The organism is Aeromonas sp. FDAARGOS 1405, assembly GCF_019048265.1.
GTDB lineage: Bacteria > Pseudomonadota > Gammaproteobacteria > Enterobacterales > Aeromonadaceae > Aeromonas > Aeromonas veronii_A.
Map to the genome: position 1 here is coordinate 3,118,209 of NZ_CP077311.1, position 13,375 is coordinate 3,131,583.

General features: G+C 58.1%; 13 protein-coding genes. 7 read left to right on the forward strand and 6 right to left on the reverse strand.

Going from position 1 to position 13,375, the window contains the following annotated elements; all coding sequences use genetic code 11:
- Positions 1 to 99: 99 nt before the first annotated feature.
- Positions 100 to 1,170, reverse strand: a complete 1,071-nt coding sequence (locus tag I6L35_RS14510) for a permease (protein ID WP_216978552.1) — start codon at positions 1,168 to 1,170, stop codon at positions 100 to 102.
- Positions 1,171 to 1,276: 106 nt separating this feature from the next.
- Between I6L35_RS14510 and I6L35_RS14515 the strand changes: the two genes are divergently transcribed.
- A complete protein-coding gene (locus I6L35_RS14515; RefSeq protein ID WP_128815807.1) occupies positions 1,277 to 1,603 on the forward strand; it encodes a helix-turn-helix transcriptional regulator in 327 nt (108 codons plus the stop codon).
- A gap of 88 nt (positions 1,604 to 1,691) precedes the next feature.
- On the opposite strand, the gene I6L35_RS14520 is transcribed toward I6L35_RS14515, so the two are convergent.
- On the reverse strand, positions 1,692 to 3,074 hold the full coding sequence (locus tag I6L35_RS14520) for an amino acid permease (RefSeq protein ID WP_216978553.1): 1,383 nt from the start codon (positions 3,072 to 3,074) through the stop codon (positions 1,692 to 1,694).
- Between the two features lie 386 nt (positions 3,075 to 3,460).
- Here I6L35_RS14520 and I6L35_RS14525 point away from each other — a divergent pair, with 386 nt between their 5' ends.
- Positions 3,461 to 3,757 (forward strand): hypothetical protein, encoded by a 297-nt coding sequence (locus I6L35_RS14525; protein ID WP_254204466.1) that lies wholly within the window; start codon positions 3,461 to 3,463, stop codon positions 3,755 to 3,757.
- A 239-nt stretch (positions 3,758 to 3,996) separates the two neighbouring features.
- On the opposite strand, the gene I6L35_RS14530 is transcribed toward I6L35_RS14525, so the two are convergent.
- The gene (locus I6L35_RS14530) at positions 3,997 to 4,809 is read right to left on the reverse strand and encodes a pyruvate, water dikinase regulatory protein (protein ID WP_005344832.1); all 813 of its coding nucleotides are present in this window, start codon (positions 4,807 to 4,809) and stop codon (positions 3,997 to 3,999) included.
- Positions 4,810 to 5,156: 347 nt separating this feature from the next.
- On the opposite strand from I6L35_RS14530, the gene ppsA reads away from it, so the two are divergent.
- A complete protein-coding gene (gene ppsA, locus I6L35_RS14535; RefSeq protein ID WP_216978554.1) occupies positions 5,157 to 7,529 on the forward strand; it encodes a phosphoenolpyruvate synthase in 2,373 nt (790 codons plus the stop codon).
- A gap of 82 nt (positions 7,530 to 7,611) precedes the next feature.
- Here the strand turns inward: ppsA and I6L35_RS14540 are convergent, their stop codons facing one another.
- The gene (locus I6L35_RS14540; RefSeq protein ID WP_216978555.1) at positions 7,612 to 8,484 is read right to left on the reverse strand and encodes a U32 family peptidase; all 873 of its coding nucleotides are present in this window, start codon (positions 8,482 to 8,484) and stop codon (positions 7,612 to 7,614) included.
- An 11-nt stretch (positions 8,485 to 8,495) separates the two neighbouring features.
- On the reverse strand, positions 8,496 to 9,491 hold the full coding sequence (locus I6L35_RS14545) for a peptidase U32 family protein (RefSeq protein WP_216978556.1): 996 nt from the start codon (positions 9,489 to 9,491) through the stop codon (positions 8,496 to 8,498).
- A 190-nt stretch (positions 9,492 to 9,681) separates the two neighbouring features.
- On the opposite strand from I6L35_RS14545, the gene I6L35_RS14550 reads away from it, so the two are divergent.
- Entirely contained in the window at positions 9,682 to 10,215 is a 534-nt protein-coding gene (locus I6L35_RS14550) for an SCP2 domain-containing protein (RefSeq protein WP_076491774.1), read from the forward strand.
- Here I6L35_RS14550 and I6L35_RS14555 read toward each other — a convergent pair.
- Positions 10,168 to 10,584 carry a hypothetical protein gene (locus I6L35_RS14555; RefSeq protein WP_167569481.1) on the reverse strand — a complete coding sequence of 139 codons (417 nt, stop codon included), beginning with the start codon at positions 10,582 to 10,584 and terminating at the stop codon, positions 10,168 to 10,170. The two genes, I6L35_RS14550 and I6L35_RS14555, sit on opposite strands and share 48 nt — an antisense overlap.
- Before the next feature lie 187 nt (positions 10,585 to 10,771).
- On the opposite strand from I6L35_RS14555, the gene trmJ reads away from it, so the two are divergent.
- The 3 genes from trmJ (at position 10,772) to I6L35_RS14570 (ending at position 13,358) form a co-directional block, all read left to right on the forward strand.
- Positions 10,772 to 11,494: a tRNA (cytosine(32)/uridine(32)-2'-O)-methyltransferase TrmJ gene (gene trmJ / locus I6L35_RS14560; protein WP_216978557.1), complete on the forward strand. Its 723-nt coding sequence runs from the start codon at positions 10,772 to 10,774 to the stop codon at positions 11,492 to 11,494.
- 92 nt (positions 11,495 to 11,586) lie between these two features.
- Complete coding sequence (gene iscR / locus I6L35_RS14565; RefSeq protein ID WP_026035025.1) at positions 11,587 to 12,090, forward strand: Fe-S cluster assembly transcriptional regulator IscR; 504 nt, start codon at positions 11,587 to 11,589, stop codon at positions 12,088 to 12,090.
- A 53-nt stretch (positions 12,091 to 12,143) separates the two neighbouring features.
- Positions 12,144 to 13,358: an IscS subfamily cysteine desulfurase gene (locus I6L35_RS14570; protein ID WP_013723838.1), complete on the forward strand. Its 1,215-nt coding sequence runs from the start codon at positions 12,144 to 12,146 to the stop codon at positions 13,356 to 13,358.
- Positions 13,359 to 13,375: the final 17 nt, after the last annotated feature.

Here is a 13,375-nt window from a genome sequence, read left to right on the forward strand (position 1 = left end):
TGCAAAACGCCGATCAGTTGATCGGCGTTTTGTCTATGGGATGCCTGATGGTTTCACACTCTGCTGGCTTAACACCCTGTCTGTTTAATGATGGGCGACTTAAAACAACAGTTGCGTCAGGTAGCCCATCAGGATCGCCATACCGAGTATCACGGTAAGGAAGGCCGCAATCATCGGGGTTCTGAACATGGATTTGAGCAGGATCACCTCGGTCAGACTGGCACCGGCACTGCCGATGATCAGCGCCATGACGGCGCCCATTCCCATCCCTTTGCTCAGCAGTACCGACGCCAGCGGGATCACGGCCTCGGCGCGGATGTAGAGCGGGATCCCGACGATGGCGCTGAATGGAATGGCCAGCGGGTTGTCGGCGCCAGCATGGGCGGCGATCCACTCGGCCGGAATAAAACCGTAAATAAACGAGCCGATGAGCACCCCCAGCAGCAGGAAGGGCAATACCGTTTTGAACTGCTGCCAGGCATCGATGCGAGCTTTGACCCAGGCGGTGGGGAGCTGTGGCGCTCTGGTCAGGGCAGCCGTGCCATCGCCGCAGCAGGGGAGGGTAGCCTGTTCTGCCATCTCTGGTTGCGGAGCCGGGCAGCACGCCGTCCCCTTGAGTTGTTTGATTGCGCGAATGGTACCGCGTTGGTTGTCACTGCAATTTGTTTGAGTTGTGGCGCGGGTCGCCGGGCCACAGTCGCTACCGCAAGAGGGGGTGGCCTCTTTGGGGTCGATGACGTGGCGCTCGAACCCGAGCCTGTCGAGCAGCATGCTCGCCATGACGGAGACGCTGGCGGCGATCACGGCGTAGAGCAGGGTCACTTTCCAGCCGAAGGTGGCCCACATCAAGCCGACGATGATGGGGTTCAGCAGTGGCGAAATAAACAGGAAGGTGAGGGTGGGGCCAAAGCCAGCTTTGGCCGAGAGCAGCCCTCTCAGCATGGGGATGGTGGAGCAGCTGCAAAAGGGGGTGACGGCACCGAGCAGGGCCGAGAGCAGATAGCCCTTGCCATGGCGCGCCCCCAGCATCCGCTGGATCTTCTCGTCGGGGATCTTCTGACGGATCAGGCTGACCCCGGCGCTAATGACCAGAAACAGCACCGACAGCTCGACAGCCAGAAACAGGAACATCTGGGCTGCATCGGTCAGCATGGTTAACCACTCATTCATTGTCGTATCCTCACTTGGTTTCTATATTTCCAAAATAATCGAAATTGATGGTCGGTCAAGATATTTCTGGTATTATCGAAATATCAAATTCGTGGAGGGCGCAGAGATGCAACTGGAAGAGGTCGCCAAGGCATTGAAAGAGCTGGGTCATCCGACCCGGCTGTTTATCTTCAAGCATCTGGTCAAGGCGGGAGAGCAGGGGTTGCCGGTGGGGGAGCTGCAAAAGCAGCTGGTGATCCCCGCTTCCACCCTCAGCCACCATATCGCGGCGCTGGTCTCGGTGGGGCTGGTGAAGCAAAACCGGGAGAGTCGCACCCTGCTGTGCGTCTCTCAATACGCGGTGCTGGAGGAGATCATCGCCTTTTTCCGCGATGAGTGTTGCGTCAACAGCCCGGAGCATCGGCAAGATCAAAGGCAAGAGCTGCCTTCCTGAGGGCTATGGCTGCTAGTAGTGCTGCGCGTAATAAAAAAACGCCGATCATGCGATCGGCGTTTTGCATTGTTTTTCTCAACTGCGGGCATTAACCCAGATTGGCTGCAACCTTGCTTTGAGCTTGTCCCTTGCGCTTGATGACAAAGCCAATGCCCAGTACCACCAGCCAGGCGGGGATAAGTTCGACCGAGATGCGGAAATCGGGGGTCATATACATGATCACCAGAATACCGGCCATGAACGCGAGGCAGAGATAGTTGCCGAAGGGATACCAGAACGCCTTGAACTTGGGCTGGACGCCCTCTGCGACCTTGGCCTTGCGGAACTTGAGGTGCGCGAGGCTGATCATCGCCCAGTTGATCACCAGTGCGGAGACCACCAGGGCCATCAGCAGGCCGAACGCCTTGCCCGGCATCAGGTAGTTGATCAGCACGCAGAGCAGGGTGGCGATGGCCGAGACCGAGAGGGCAACCAGCGGCACGCCGCTCTTGTTGGTCTTGAGCAGGGTTTTCGGGCCGTTGCCCTGTTTGGCCAGACCGAACAGCATCCGGCTGTTGCAGTAGACGCAGCTGTTGTAGACCGACAGTGCCGCCGTCAGCACCACGATGTTGAGTACGGTGGCGACCAGATTGCTGTCCAGTGCGTGGAAAATCATCACAAACGGGCTGCCGCCTTCCACCACTTTACCCCAGGGGTAGAGGGACATCAGGATAGCCAGAGCACCGATGTAGAAGATGAGGATGCGGTAGATCACCTGATTGGTGGCCTTGGGAATGCTCTTCTCGGGATTGTCCGCTTCGGCGGCGGTAATACCAACCAGCTCCAGACCGCCAAAGGAGAACATGATCACCGCCATCGCCATCACCAGACCGCTGATGCCGTTGGGGAAGAAACCGCCCTGAGCCCACAGGTTGGTGACGCTCGCCTCGGGGCCGCCGGCACCGGAGAGGAGCAGATAGCCGCCAAAGCCAATCATGCCGATAATGGCGACCACCTTGATGATGGCGAACCAGAACTCCATTTCGCCAAACGCTTTGACGTTGGAGAGGTTGATGGCGTTGATCAGCACGAAGAAGAAGGCTGCCGACATCCAGGTCGGGATCTCGGGCCACCAGTACTGGACATAGATGCCCACTGCGGTCAGCTCGGCCATGCTCACCAGCACGTAGAGCACCCAGTAGTTCCAGCCGGACGCAAAACCGGCAAACTCGCCCCAGTATTTGTAGGCAAAGTGGCTGAAGGAGCCAGCTACCGGCTCTTCCACCACCATTTCACCGAGCTGGCGCATGATCAGGAAGGCGATAAAGCCGCCGATGGCATACCCCAGCAGGACTGAGGGGCCTGCCATCTTGATGGTTTGGGCAATGCCCAGAAAGAGGCCGGTGCCGATGGCGCCGCCCAAAGCAATCAACTGAATGTGGCGGTTTTTAAGGCCGCGCTTCAGCTCCTCACCGTCTTGTTTCAAATCCATGGGTCTGTCCTTACGTCTCTGTTGTCTCTGGTCGGTGTTGGGCTCATCCTGAGCAGGCCGCAGTGCGTAGCCAAAACCTGACGAAAGCTGTATTTATTTCGTTACGCCATGCCATTTTCAATTTTTAGTGTTGGCTGGCAACCGAAGCAGAATAGTGATAATCCGCCATGAATGCACCTGTTTTCCATCTCTAATGGCCGTGTTTTGTACCAAAGGCAGCTTTTTCATGATCTGAAGAGGCTTCTTGGTAGTTTTTGGTTGATATTTGTGCAATCGAATTCTGTTTTATTGACATTTTGTCTTGTTGGTTTGTTTTGGTGGTACCAAGCCACAAATGGATGCAAATGATGCCAAACAAGCGAGAGTACAGGGAAGAGTGCAGGGAGTTGGAGCACAGGGAACGCGAAAGCGTGCTGCAACAAGGGGTTGCCCGGGGAGTGCTGGTGACGCTCTGGCTGGCGATAGCTGCCAGTCCGCTGCTGTTGCTGGTGGTCGCCACCATGCTGCTGGGTTGGCTGTTACTCGGTGATCAGGAGTTGCTGCACTACTGGCAGCCGCTGTTGCTGGTTGGTGGGGTAACGGGGGCGCTCGTTGGCGGCTGGCTGGCGGAGCGGGTTCGCCTGCGCCACGGTTTGCTGGCCTTCTATTCCCGGTTGATGAACAACCCTGAGCTCAATCGTTAGTTAACGCTGGCTGTTTGCCGAGCGCAGCAGAACGGAATCGAATAGCAGCTAACTGGCAGCGGGTGACAAGGGCACAACGGCAAGGTCGACAAGAAGAGGGATAAGCATTTGTGGTGCTTATCCCTTTTTTATCCATGCTTTTCACTGTCATCTATGTGAATTGCAGTTAGCAACAGCTGACTTTCGCCGAGACACTGTAACTTTTATCTTTTGTTGATGCCGATATCTGTCAAGCTGGATTAACAGAGCTGGCGGCGCAGACCGGTCGCCTCGAGAACCTTGGCGCTGATCTCCTCCACCGAGTGGGAGCTGGTATCCAGGAAGCGTATCGCCTCCTGGCGAAACAGCCTTTCCACGCAGGCCAGCTCTTGCTCGCACTGTTCGATGGAGGAGTAGCGGCTGTTAGCGCGGCGCTGGTTACGGATCTCGTGCAGCCGCTGCGGCGCTATGGTGAGGCCAAACAGCTTGTGACGGTTGGCCTTGAGGGGGGCGGGCAGCTCCAGCATCCCCATGTCCTGCTCGATAAAGGGGTAGTTGGCGGCACGAATGCCGAACTGCAGCGCCAGATAGAGGCTGGTGGGGGTCTTGCCGCAGCGGGAGACCCCGATCAGGATGATGTCCGCCTCATCGTACTCTTTGGTGGTGATGCCATCGTCGTTGGCCAGCGCAAAGTTGACCGCCTCGATGCGATCGTCATAGAGCTTGCGATTCTCCATACCGTGGGTGCGGTGGAGGCGGGGCTCGGCTTTTACCCCCAGCTCCTGCTCCAGCGGGCTGACGAAGGTATTGAGAAAGTCGTGGCCGCACGCTTCCGATTTCAATACCTCTTCCCGTACCAGCGGGTCGACGATGGTGTGAAACAGAATGGGGCGTACCCCAGTCTGGCGAAACTGCTCGTCGATCCGCATCCGTACCTGACGGGCTTTCTCCAGTGTCTCCACAAAGGGGATAGTGATCTGCTCGAAGGCCAGCGGAAACTGGCTCAGTACCGCGTGGCCGAACACTTCGGCGGTGATGGCGGTGCCGTCTGAAACATAAAATACGGTGTGCACGTAGGGCTCCTGTGATACCGCGGGTGGGGTCGCATGGGGTAAGGGGTGAGAAGTATCTCCCGAAACCATACCAGTTTTGTCAACCGGTCTGCTGTGCCCAAGTTGTGAAGTGGCTTGCAAACCTGAATCGTTATCTTTTTGTGTCGCCATTGTAGAATGTTCCGGTCATTCGACCATCCCCAACGCTTGCTCGGGGATTTTTTTGAAAACCAGTAGAAAACGTTTTCATGATCGTTGGCAACAAAAGAAACAGACAATAACGCACCTGACTTACCCATAACCTCATCGATTAAATCGGGCGCACGAGGTGCTATGGCATCGGTGCCCACCAACCTGGAGACATCCAAGTGCAACAGTACGTGCTCTGGTACGAACAACTCGGAATGCAGGACGTAGAACGAGTTGGCGGCAAGAACGCATCCCTTGGCGAGATGATCAGCAACCTCTCTGGCGCCGGCGTATCCGTGCCGGGGGGCTTTGCCACCACCGCCTTTGCGTTTAACGAGTTTCTGGAGTCAAGCGGCCTCAACGGCAAGATCCACCATCTGCTCGACAATCTCGACGTGGACGATATCGCCGCCCTCAACCGGGCCGGTCAGCAGATCCGCGACTGGGTGATAGAAGCGCCGTTCCAGCCCGAGCTGGAGCAGGCTATCCGGGTTGCCTATGAAAAGTTGAGTGCCGGTGTCGAGGCCTCGTTTGCGGTGCGCTCCTCCGCCACCGCCGAAGATATGCCGGACGCCTCCTTTGCCGGTCAGCAGGAGACCTTCCTCAACGTACGTGGCATCGATGCCGTCATGACGGCGGTCAAGCATGTGTTTGCTTCCCTGTTCAACGATCGCGCTATCTCCTATCGGGTGCATCAGGGCTATGACCACAAGGGCGTTGCCCTCTCGGCCGGGGTACAGCGGATGGTGCGCTCGGATCTCGCCGCCTCCGGCGTCATGTTTACTCTGGATACCGAGTCCGGCTTCAACGACGTGGTCTTTATCACCGGGGCCCATGGTCTTGGCGAGATGGTAGTGCAGGGAGCGGTCAACCCGGATGAATTCTATGTGCACAAGCCGACCCTCAAGGGGGGCCGCCCGGCGGTGGTGCGCAAGACCCTCGGCTCCAAGCTTATCAAGATGACTTACTCTGACGATGCCGGTCACGGCCGTCAGGTGAAGATTGTCGACACCAATGAGGCCGAGCGTAGCCGCTTCTGCATCAGCGATGAGGAGGTGATGGCGCTGGCGAAACAGGCCCTCATCATTGAGCAGCACTATGGCCGCCCGATGGATATCGAGTGGGCCAAGGATGGTCAGGATGGCCAGCTCTACATAGTGCAGGCCCGCCCGGAAACCGTGCGCAGCCGTCAGGAGGCCAACGCCCTCGAGCGTTTTGCCCTCAAGCAAGCGGGCAAGGTGTTGATCGAGGGGCGGGCCATCGGCCACAAGATTGGCGCGGGTCCGGCGCGGGTCATCTCCTCCATCAGCCAGATGGACGAAGTGCAACCCGGCGACGTGCTGGTCACCGACATGACCGACCCGGACTGGGAGCCCATCATGAAGCGGGCTTCCGCCATCGTCACCAACCGGGGTGGCCGCACCTGTCACGCCGCCATTATCGCCCGCGAGCTGGGCATTCCGGCAGTTGTGGGCTGTGGCAACGCTACCGATCATATTCAGCCGGGCCAGCGGATCACCGTCTCCTGCGCGGAAGGGGATACCGGTTTTATCTATGACGGCGAGCTGGACTTCGACGTGGCGGTGACCGAGGTGGGCAATATGCCGCGCCTGCCCATCAAGATCATGATGAACGTCGGCAACCCGGACCGCGCTTTCGACTTTGCCCAGTTGCCCAATGCCGGGGTAGGGCTGGCGCGCCTTGAATTCATCATCAACCGGATGATCGGGGTGCACCCCAAGGCCTTGCTGGAGTTTGACCAGCAAACGCCAGAGCTCAAGGCCACCATCGGCAAGATGATCGCCGGTTACGACAGCCCGCGGGAGTTCTATGTGGCCAAGCTGACCGAGGGGATCGCCACTCTGGGCGCCGCCTTCTGGCCGGAGCGGGTGATCGTGCGGATGTCGGATTTCAAGTCCAACGAGTACGCCAATCTGGTTGGCGGTCGTGGCTACGAGCCCCACGAGGAGAACCCGATGATCGGTTTTCGTGGCGCATCCCGCTACATCGCCGACAGCTTCCGCCCCTGCTTTGCCCTCGAGTGCGAGGCGATCAAGCGGGTGCGCGATGTGATGGGATTGACCAACGTCGAGGTGATGATCCCCTTCGTGCGCACCGTGGGCGAGGCGGAGCAGGTGATCGACATCCTGGCCGAGAACGGTCTGCGCCGCGGCGAGCGGGGGCTCAAGGTGATCATGATGTGCGAGATCCCGAGCAATGCCCTGTTGGCAGACAAGTTCCTCGAGCACGTGGACGGTTTCTCCATCGGTTCCAACGACATGACCCAGCTCACCCTTGGGCTGGATCGGGACTCGGGGCTGATTGCCCACCTGTTCGACGAGCGCAACGAGGCGGTCAAGGCACTGCTGTCGATGGCGATTCAGGCCGCGCGCAAGGCGGGCAAGTACGTGGGGATCTGCGGTCAGGGGCCATCCGATCACCCTGACTTTGCCGCCTGGCTGGTGGAGCAGGGGATTGACTCGGTGTCGCTCAACCCCGATACAGTGGTCGATACCTGGCTCTATCTGGCGGAGCAGCATGGCGCCAAGTAAGTCACTATCGACATGAGTGATTAGAAAGGGGGGCCTAATGGCCCCCTTTTGATCGCTATTATCTTATGTTTTGCCCTTGGGCTTATTCCACCAGGCTCATACCGGGGATCTGGCGCCAGTAGCCGTTGCAATCGCTTCCTTGCTGCAAGGAGAGGGGAGCCTGGCCCTGCCGGTTGGCTTTGAAGCGGGCCAGCATCTCCAGCGTCTCCATCCCTTGCGGCGAAAGCCTGACCACATCTACCAGACCTTCCATACCAGCCAGCTCGTTACCCAGGTTGTAGCAGTAGCCGGACTGGGTCTGGATCCCGTTGAGATTGAACACCCGCTCCCCCTCGCGGCTGTTGGCCAGTCGTCCGGTGGGGTAGTTGATGCAGGCGAGCTCGCAGTTGTCCTTGGGCTTGTCGAGGGAGCGGGCGGTGAAGCAGCGCGCCGAATAGGCGAGCGGCAGATGGCCGTAGGCAAACACCTCCACCTCAAATTGGTCGCGCAGGGGACCCAGATCCTGATTGAGCTGGATCAGCCAGTCACGGGAGAGCTCCACCGGCATGACCCAGCGTTTCATCCCCTGTTTGAGCAACATGCGCAGCACATCGGCGTTATAGGCGTTGATGGCGGGACCACAGACGAAGGGGATCCCTGCCTCCCTGGCGAGTTGCACCGTACCTAGATCGTTGGCTTCGACCATCAGATCGCCATTGTCGACCAGCCGCTTCACCTCCTTGAGCTCGGAAGGGGCGGAGATAAGGGCGAGGGTCGAGAGCACCACCTGCTTGCCGGAGTTGGCCACCTGACGGGCCAGTGCAATCCAGTCATCGACTTTGAGTTCGCGCCGCTTGCTGCAAACGGTCTCCCCCAGATAGATGATGTCGGCCTGACTGTCGGCGGCGGCATGGTAAAAGGCTTCGGTATCGGCCTTGGGCCAGTAGAAGAGCAGGGGCCCGAGAGAAAATTGCATGGGTGGACTCCTTATTGCCACTGACGATGGTAGGCGCCGAGGGTAGTCTGGCTACCTTCGGAGACGCGTGCGAGCTGGGCATCCCACTCGGCTTTGACCTGATAGGCTTCGGGATTGGCCTGATAGGCATCGATGGCCGCACGCCAGACCCGGGTCACTTGCTCCACATAAGCAGGGCTGCGTTGGCGCCCTTCAATCTTGACCGACTGGATCCCGGTCTTGAACAGCTCGGGCAAGAGACCCAGAGTGTTGAGACTGGTGGGCTCTTCCAGCGCGTGGTAGGTCTGGCCATCCACGTCGAAACGCCCCTTGCACAGGGTCGGGTAACCAGCATTTTCGCCCGGGCCATAGCGGTCGATCAGCACTTCGTTGAGTCGCGACTCGAGGCCATTCGGGGTCTCTTCCCAACGGACGAACTTGGCCGGTGAGCAGGCGCCGACGGTGTTGGGGCTCTCGCCAGTCATGTAGGAAGAGAGATAGCAGCGCCCCTCGGCCATGATGCAGAGGCTGCCAAAGGCGAATACCTCAAGGCCAACATCGGTCTCGCGGGCCAGCTGCTTGACCTGATGCATGGAGAGCACCCGGGGCAGCACCACCCGTGTGACATTGAATTGCTGCTGATAGAAGCGAATGGCGGCGGCATTGGTGGCGCTGGCCTGCACCGAGACATGGAGTTCCATCTTGGGGTAGTGGCGGCTGGCATATTCCAGCACGGCGAGATCGGCGATGATTAACGCATCGGCGCCGAGGGCCACCCCGCGATCAACCGCCTGTTTCCATCGAGTATCGGCCCCGGGATGGGCAAAGGTATTGATGGCAATATGCAGCTTGCGACCATGTTGATGCACATAATCTACCGCCTTCTCCAGTTTGCTGTCGGTAAAGTTGAGACCGGCAAAGTGGCGTGCATTGGTGTCATCCTTGAAACCGATATAAACGGCATCGGCCCCGTTATCCACGGCGGTTTTCAGTGCCGGCAAACTGCCTGCCGGACAGAGTAATTCCATTGGTACGCTCCGAGAGTGCATATGAAGGGCAAACGAGCCCTGATTGTATGCAGCCATGCACTCCCGCTTTTTGACCTGAGGCAGCTTTATGTGGCTTTACCCTTCTTGAGGTAACCCTGCACAAGTTTGATTTCCAACAGGATCTTGCCACTCTCCCTGTGTTTGAATGCGCAAAAAAAGGGAGTCTATCGTGTTTCAACAACTGCAACGCCGCCTGGTCGAACAGGCTCCGCGCTTCTTGCGCCATCCCCTCAAGCTGGTTCCCTTCAATCTGCAAAAGCAGCTGATGGAGAGTTTGCTGGCCCGGGTATTCAAAGAGGCTATCGAAGATGGCGATTTCGAGTTTCTGGCAGACAAGTGGCTGAAAGTCGAAGTCTCTGATCTGGAGCTGTGCTGGTTTATCAGTGAGCAGAATGGCCAGCTGGTGGTAGCTCGCGAGTGTGACAAGGCCGATGTCTGCTTCAGCGGTACCGCCAACGACCTGATCCTCATCGCTGGTCGCAAAGAGGATCCGGATTCGCTTTTTTTCCAGCGCAAGCTGAAGATAGAAGGGGATACCGAACTGGGTCTTGAGGTGAAAAACTTGATGGACAGTCTGGATCTCGATGGCTTGCCAAGCCTGATGAAGTATCCCCTGATGGATCTGGCGACGTTTATCGAACGCGCCCGTACCGAGTCAGCGCAGGCTCCGGTGCGGACGGCGCCGGGCGGGATCCCGTCTTAAGTGGACAATCACCCCATGGGCATGGCGACGATAATGGTGCCGTGCCCAGAGGCAACGACAGGCCCACAGACAGGGCACCAAGGCGATGAGTGCCGCAGGGGCGGGCAGCTGTGACATGGCCAGCCCCGCAGCCAGCCAGATAAAGGGTTGCGCTTCATACAGCCACTCCGGCTGTAGCCAGCGTTTGCTCGGAAAGATAATCAGATCGGTACGTCGGTAGCTGGAGCGCATCATCCAGGTCACCGCTCCGGCGATAAACAGCAAGGCGCCAGCAAACCAGAGCAGGGGCTGTTCACTCAACGTAATAATGGCAATGGCTGCCAGCAGGTAGAGGCTGGGCAATCTCTCATAGATAAAGGGAGGAAGCATGGCGTTGTGTCTCCTGTGCCGTTTATCGGATATCCATCAAGTTTAGTCCCCCCCTCTCGCTTCCCTCATGCTGGTTTGTTATACAAACAGGTGGTTTTGTTCTGAAATGGCTCGGCTTTTACGGTGCCAACATGGTGTTCTCTTATGTTACAATTGCGCGCCATTTTTGACTGAAGAATGACTGGGCATGTTGGATCAGATTCGTATCGTTTTGGTAAACACCTCTCATACCGGCAACATGGGGTCTGCGGCACGCGCCATGAAGACCATGGGGTTGGCCCAGCTGGTATTGGTTGATCCGCAAGCCTTGCCGGATGACAATGCCTTCGCCCTGGCGGCTGGTGCCAGCGATGTGCTTGCCAATGCCCGTATCGTCCCGACTCTGGATGACGCGATCGCCGATTGTGGTCTGGTGATTGGCACCAGCGCCCGTTCTCGAACCCTGAGCTGGCCCATGCTCGATCCCCGTGAGGCCGGCGAAAAGTCGGTGGTTGAGGGGATGCAGCACCCGGTCGCGCTGGTGTTTGGCCGTGAACGCACCGGTCTCACCAACGACGAATTGCAAAAGTGCCACTACCACGTGGCCATTCCGGCCAATCCTGATTACAGCTCTCTCAATCTGGCCATGGCGGTGCAGACCCTCTGTTACGAAGTGCGGATGCGCTGGCTGCAGGGGCAGGCCGCCGAGCCTGAAGATGAGATGGCCTATCCGAGTGCCGCCCAGCTGGAAGGGTTCTATCAGCACCTGGAACAAACCCTGATGAAGACCGGTTTTATTGCCGATGACCATCCGGGTCATGTAATGAGCAAGCTGCGTCGCCTGTTCAATCGGGCTCGGCCGGAAGCGGCGGAGCTCAACATTCTGCGCGGTATTCTGACCTCGGTGCAGAAAGCGCGCGTACCGGATTAATCCGACTGATTTACTCAACCATATACTTGACTGATTTGGTCGGGTATGTGACCATGTGCCCCATTAAATTGCTTCGCAAGACGGTAAGGCACATGAGACTGACTTCAAAAGGACGTTACGCTGTAACCGCCATGCTCGACGTGGCGCTGCATGCAGAGCAGGGGCCCGTCCCCCTTGCCGATATTTCCGAGCGCCAGGGCATCTCGTTGTCCTATCTCGAGCAGCTCTTTGCCCGCCTGCGCAAACATGGTCTGGTGAGCAGCGTGCGTGGCCCGGGTGGTGGTTATCGCCTCGGGTTGGCCCCAGGCGAGATTTCGGTTGGTCAGGTGATCACCGCGGTCGATGAGTCGGTCGATGCCACCAAGTGTCTCGGCAAGGGCGGCTGCCACGGCGGTACCCAGTGTCTGACGCACTCCCTGTGGCGTGATCTGAGTGAGCGGATCTCCAGTTTCCTCGGGGATATCACGCTGGCCGAGCTGGTACGCCAGGCCGATGTGCGCCGCATTGCCGGCAAGCAAGATGAACAAATGAAGACCGTGTTGTCCCTGGTTGATCGGGCAGAACACGGCGATGTGAGCTTGAAAGTCCAACTATAAACGTGCTTTCCACAGCGGGACTCTGTATGACCCGGACTGTGACGGAGAAAAACATGAAACTGCCTATTTACCTTGATTATTCGGCAACCTGTCCGGTGGACCCGCGTGTCGCAGAAAAAATGATGCAGTGTCTCACCATGGATGGCCTGTTCGGCAATCCGGCTTCCCGTTCTCACCGCTTTGGCTGGCAAGCCGAAGAGGCGGTGGATCTGGCCCGTAATCAAGTGGCAGATCTGATCGGTGCCGATCCCCGCGAGATCGTCTTCACTTCCGGTGCTACCGAATCCAATAACCTGGCCATCAAGGGTGTTGCCCACTTCTATGCCAGCAAGGGCAAGCACATCATCACCTCCAAGACCGAACACAAGGCGGTGCTCGATACCTGTCGCCAGCTGGAGCGTGAAGGGTTCGAGGTGACCTATCTTGAGCCGATGCCCAACGGCCTGTTCACTATCGAGATGATCGAGAATGCCATGCGTGATGACACCATCCTGGTCAGCATCATGCATGTGAACAACGAAATCGGCGTGGTTCAGAACATTGCCGCCATCGGCGAGTTGTGCCGTTCCCGCAAGATCCTGCTGCACGTGGATGCCGTTCAGAGTGTGGGCAAGATCCCGGTAGATGTGGAAGCACTGAAAGTGGACCTTCTCTCCGTCTCAGCGCACAAGGTGTACGGTCCGAAAGGGATCGGTGCACTGTTTGTTCGCCGCAAACCCCGCGTTCGTCTGGAAGCCCAGATGCACGGTGGCGGCCACGAGCGCGGCATGCGTTCCGGTACTCTGCCGACCCACCAGATCGTCGGGATGGGCGAAGCTTTCCGCATCGCCAAAGAAGAGATGGTGAGTGAAGGCGAGCGTATCTTGGCACTGCGCCAGCGTCTGTGGAATGGCATCAAGGACATTGAAGCCGTCTACATCAATGGCGATCTGGAGCAACGTGTTCCGGGCAACCTCAACGTCAGCTTTGCCTATGTGGAAGGGGAATCCCTCATCATGGCGCTGAAAGATTTGGCAGTCTCTTCCGGTTCGGCCTGTACCTCCGCCAGCCTGGAACCTTCCTATGTGCTGCGCGCACTGGGTCTGAACGACGAGCTGGCACACAGCTCCATCCGTTTCAGCATGGGTCGCTTCACCACCGAGGAAGAGATTGACTACGCGGTCAAGCTTATTCGTGACTCCATCGGTCGTCTGCGTGAGATGTCCCCTCTGTGGGAGATGTACAAAGACGGCGTCGATCTGAACACGGTCGAATGGGCTCATCACTGATCTATCTGGTCAGTGAG

Bases quoted from the DNA above. Each gene is read 5' to 3' on its own strand.
- I6L35_RS14555 (WP_167569481.1), bottom strand. From the start codon at position 10,584: ATGCTTCCTCCCTTTATCTATGAGAGATTGCCCAGCCTCTACCTGCTG.
- I6L35_RS14570 (WP_013723838.1), top strand. From the start codon at position 12,144: ATGAAACTGCCTATTTACCTTGATTATTCGGCAACCTGTCCGGTGGAC.
- I6L35_RS14545 (WP_216978556.1), bottom strand. From the start codon at position 9,491: ATGGAATTACTCTGTCCGGCAGGCAGTTTGCCGGCACTGAAAACCGCC.
- trmJ (WP_216978557.1), top strand. From the start codon at position 10,772: ATGTTGGATCAGATTCGTATCGTTTTGGTAAACACCTCTCATACCGGC.
- I6L35_RS14510 (WP_216978552.1), bottom strand. From the start codon at position 1,170: ATGAATGAGTGGTTAACCATGCTGACCGATGCAGCCCAGATGTTCCTG.
- I6L35_RS14520 (WP_216978553.1), bottom strand. From the start codon at position 3,074: ATGGATTTGAAACAAGACGGTGAGGAGCTGAAGCGCGGCCTTAAAAAC.
- iscR (WP_026035025.1), top strand. From the start codon at position 11,587: ATGAGACTGACTTCAAAAGGACGTTACGCTGTAACCGCCATGCTCGAC.
- I6L35_RS14515 (WP_128815807.1), top strand. From the start codon at position 1,277: ATGCAACTGGAAGAGGTCGCCAAGGCATTGAAAGAGCTGGGTCATCCG.
- I6L35_RS14540 (WP_216978555.1), bottom strand. From the start codon at position 8,484: ATGCAATTTTCTCTCGGGCCCCTGCTCTTCTACTGGCCCAAGGCCGAT.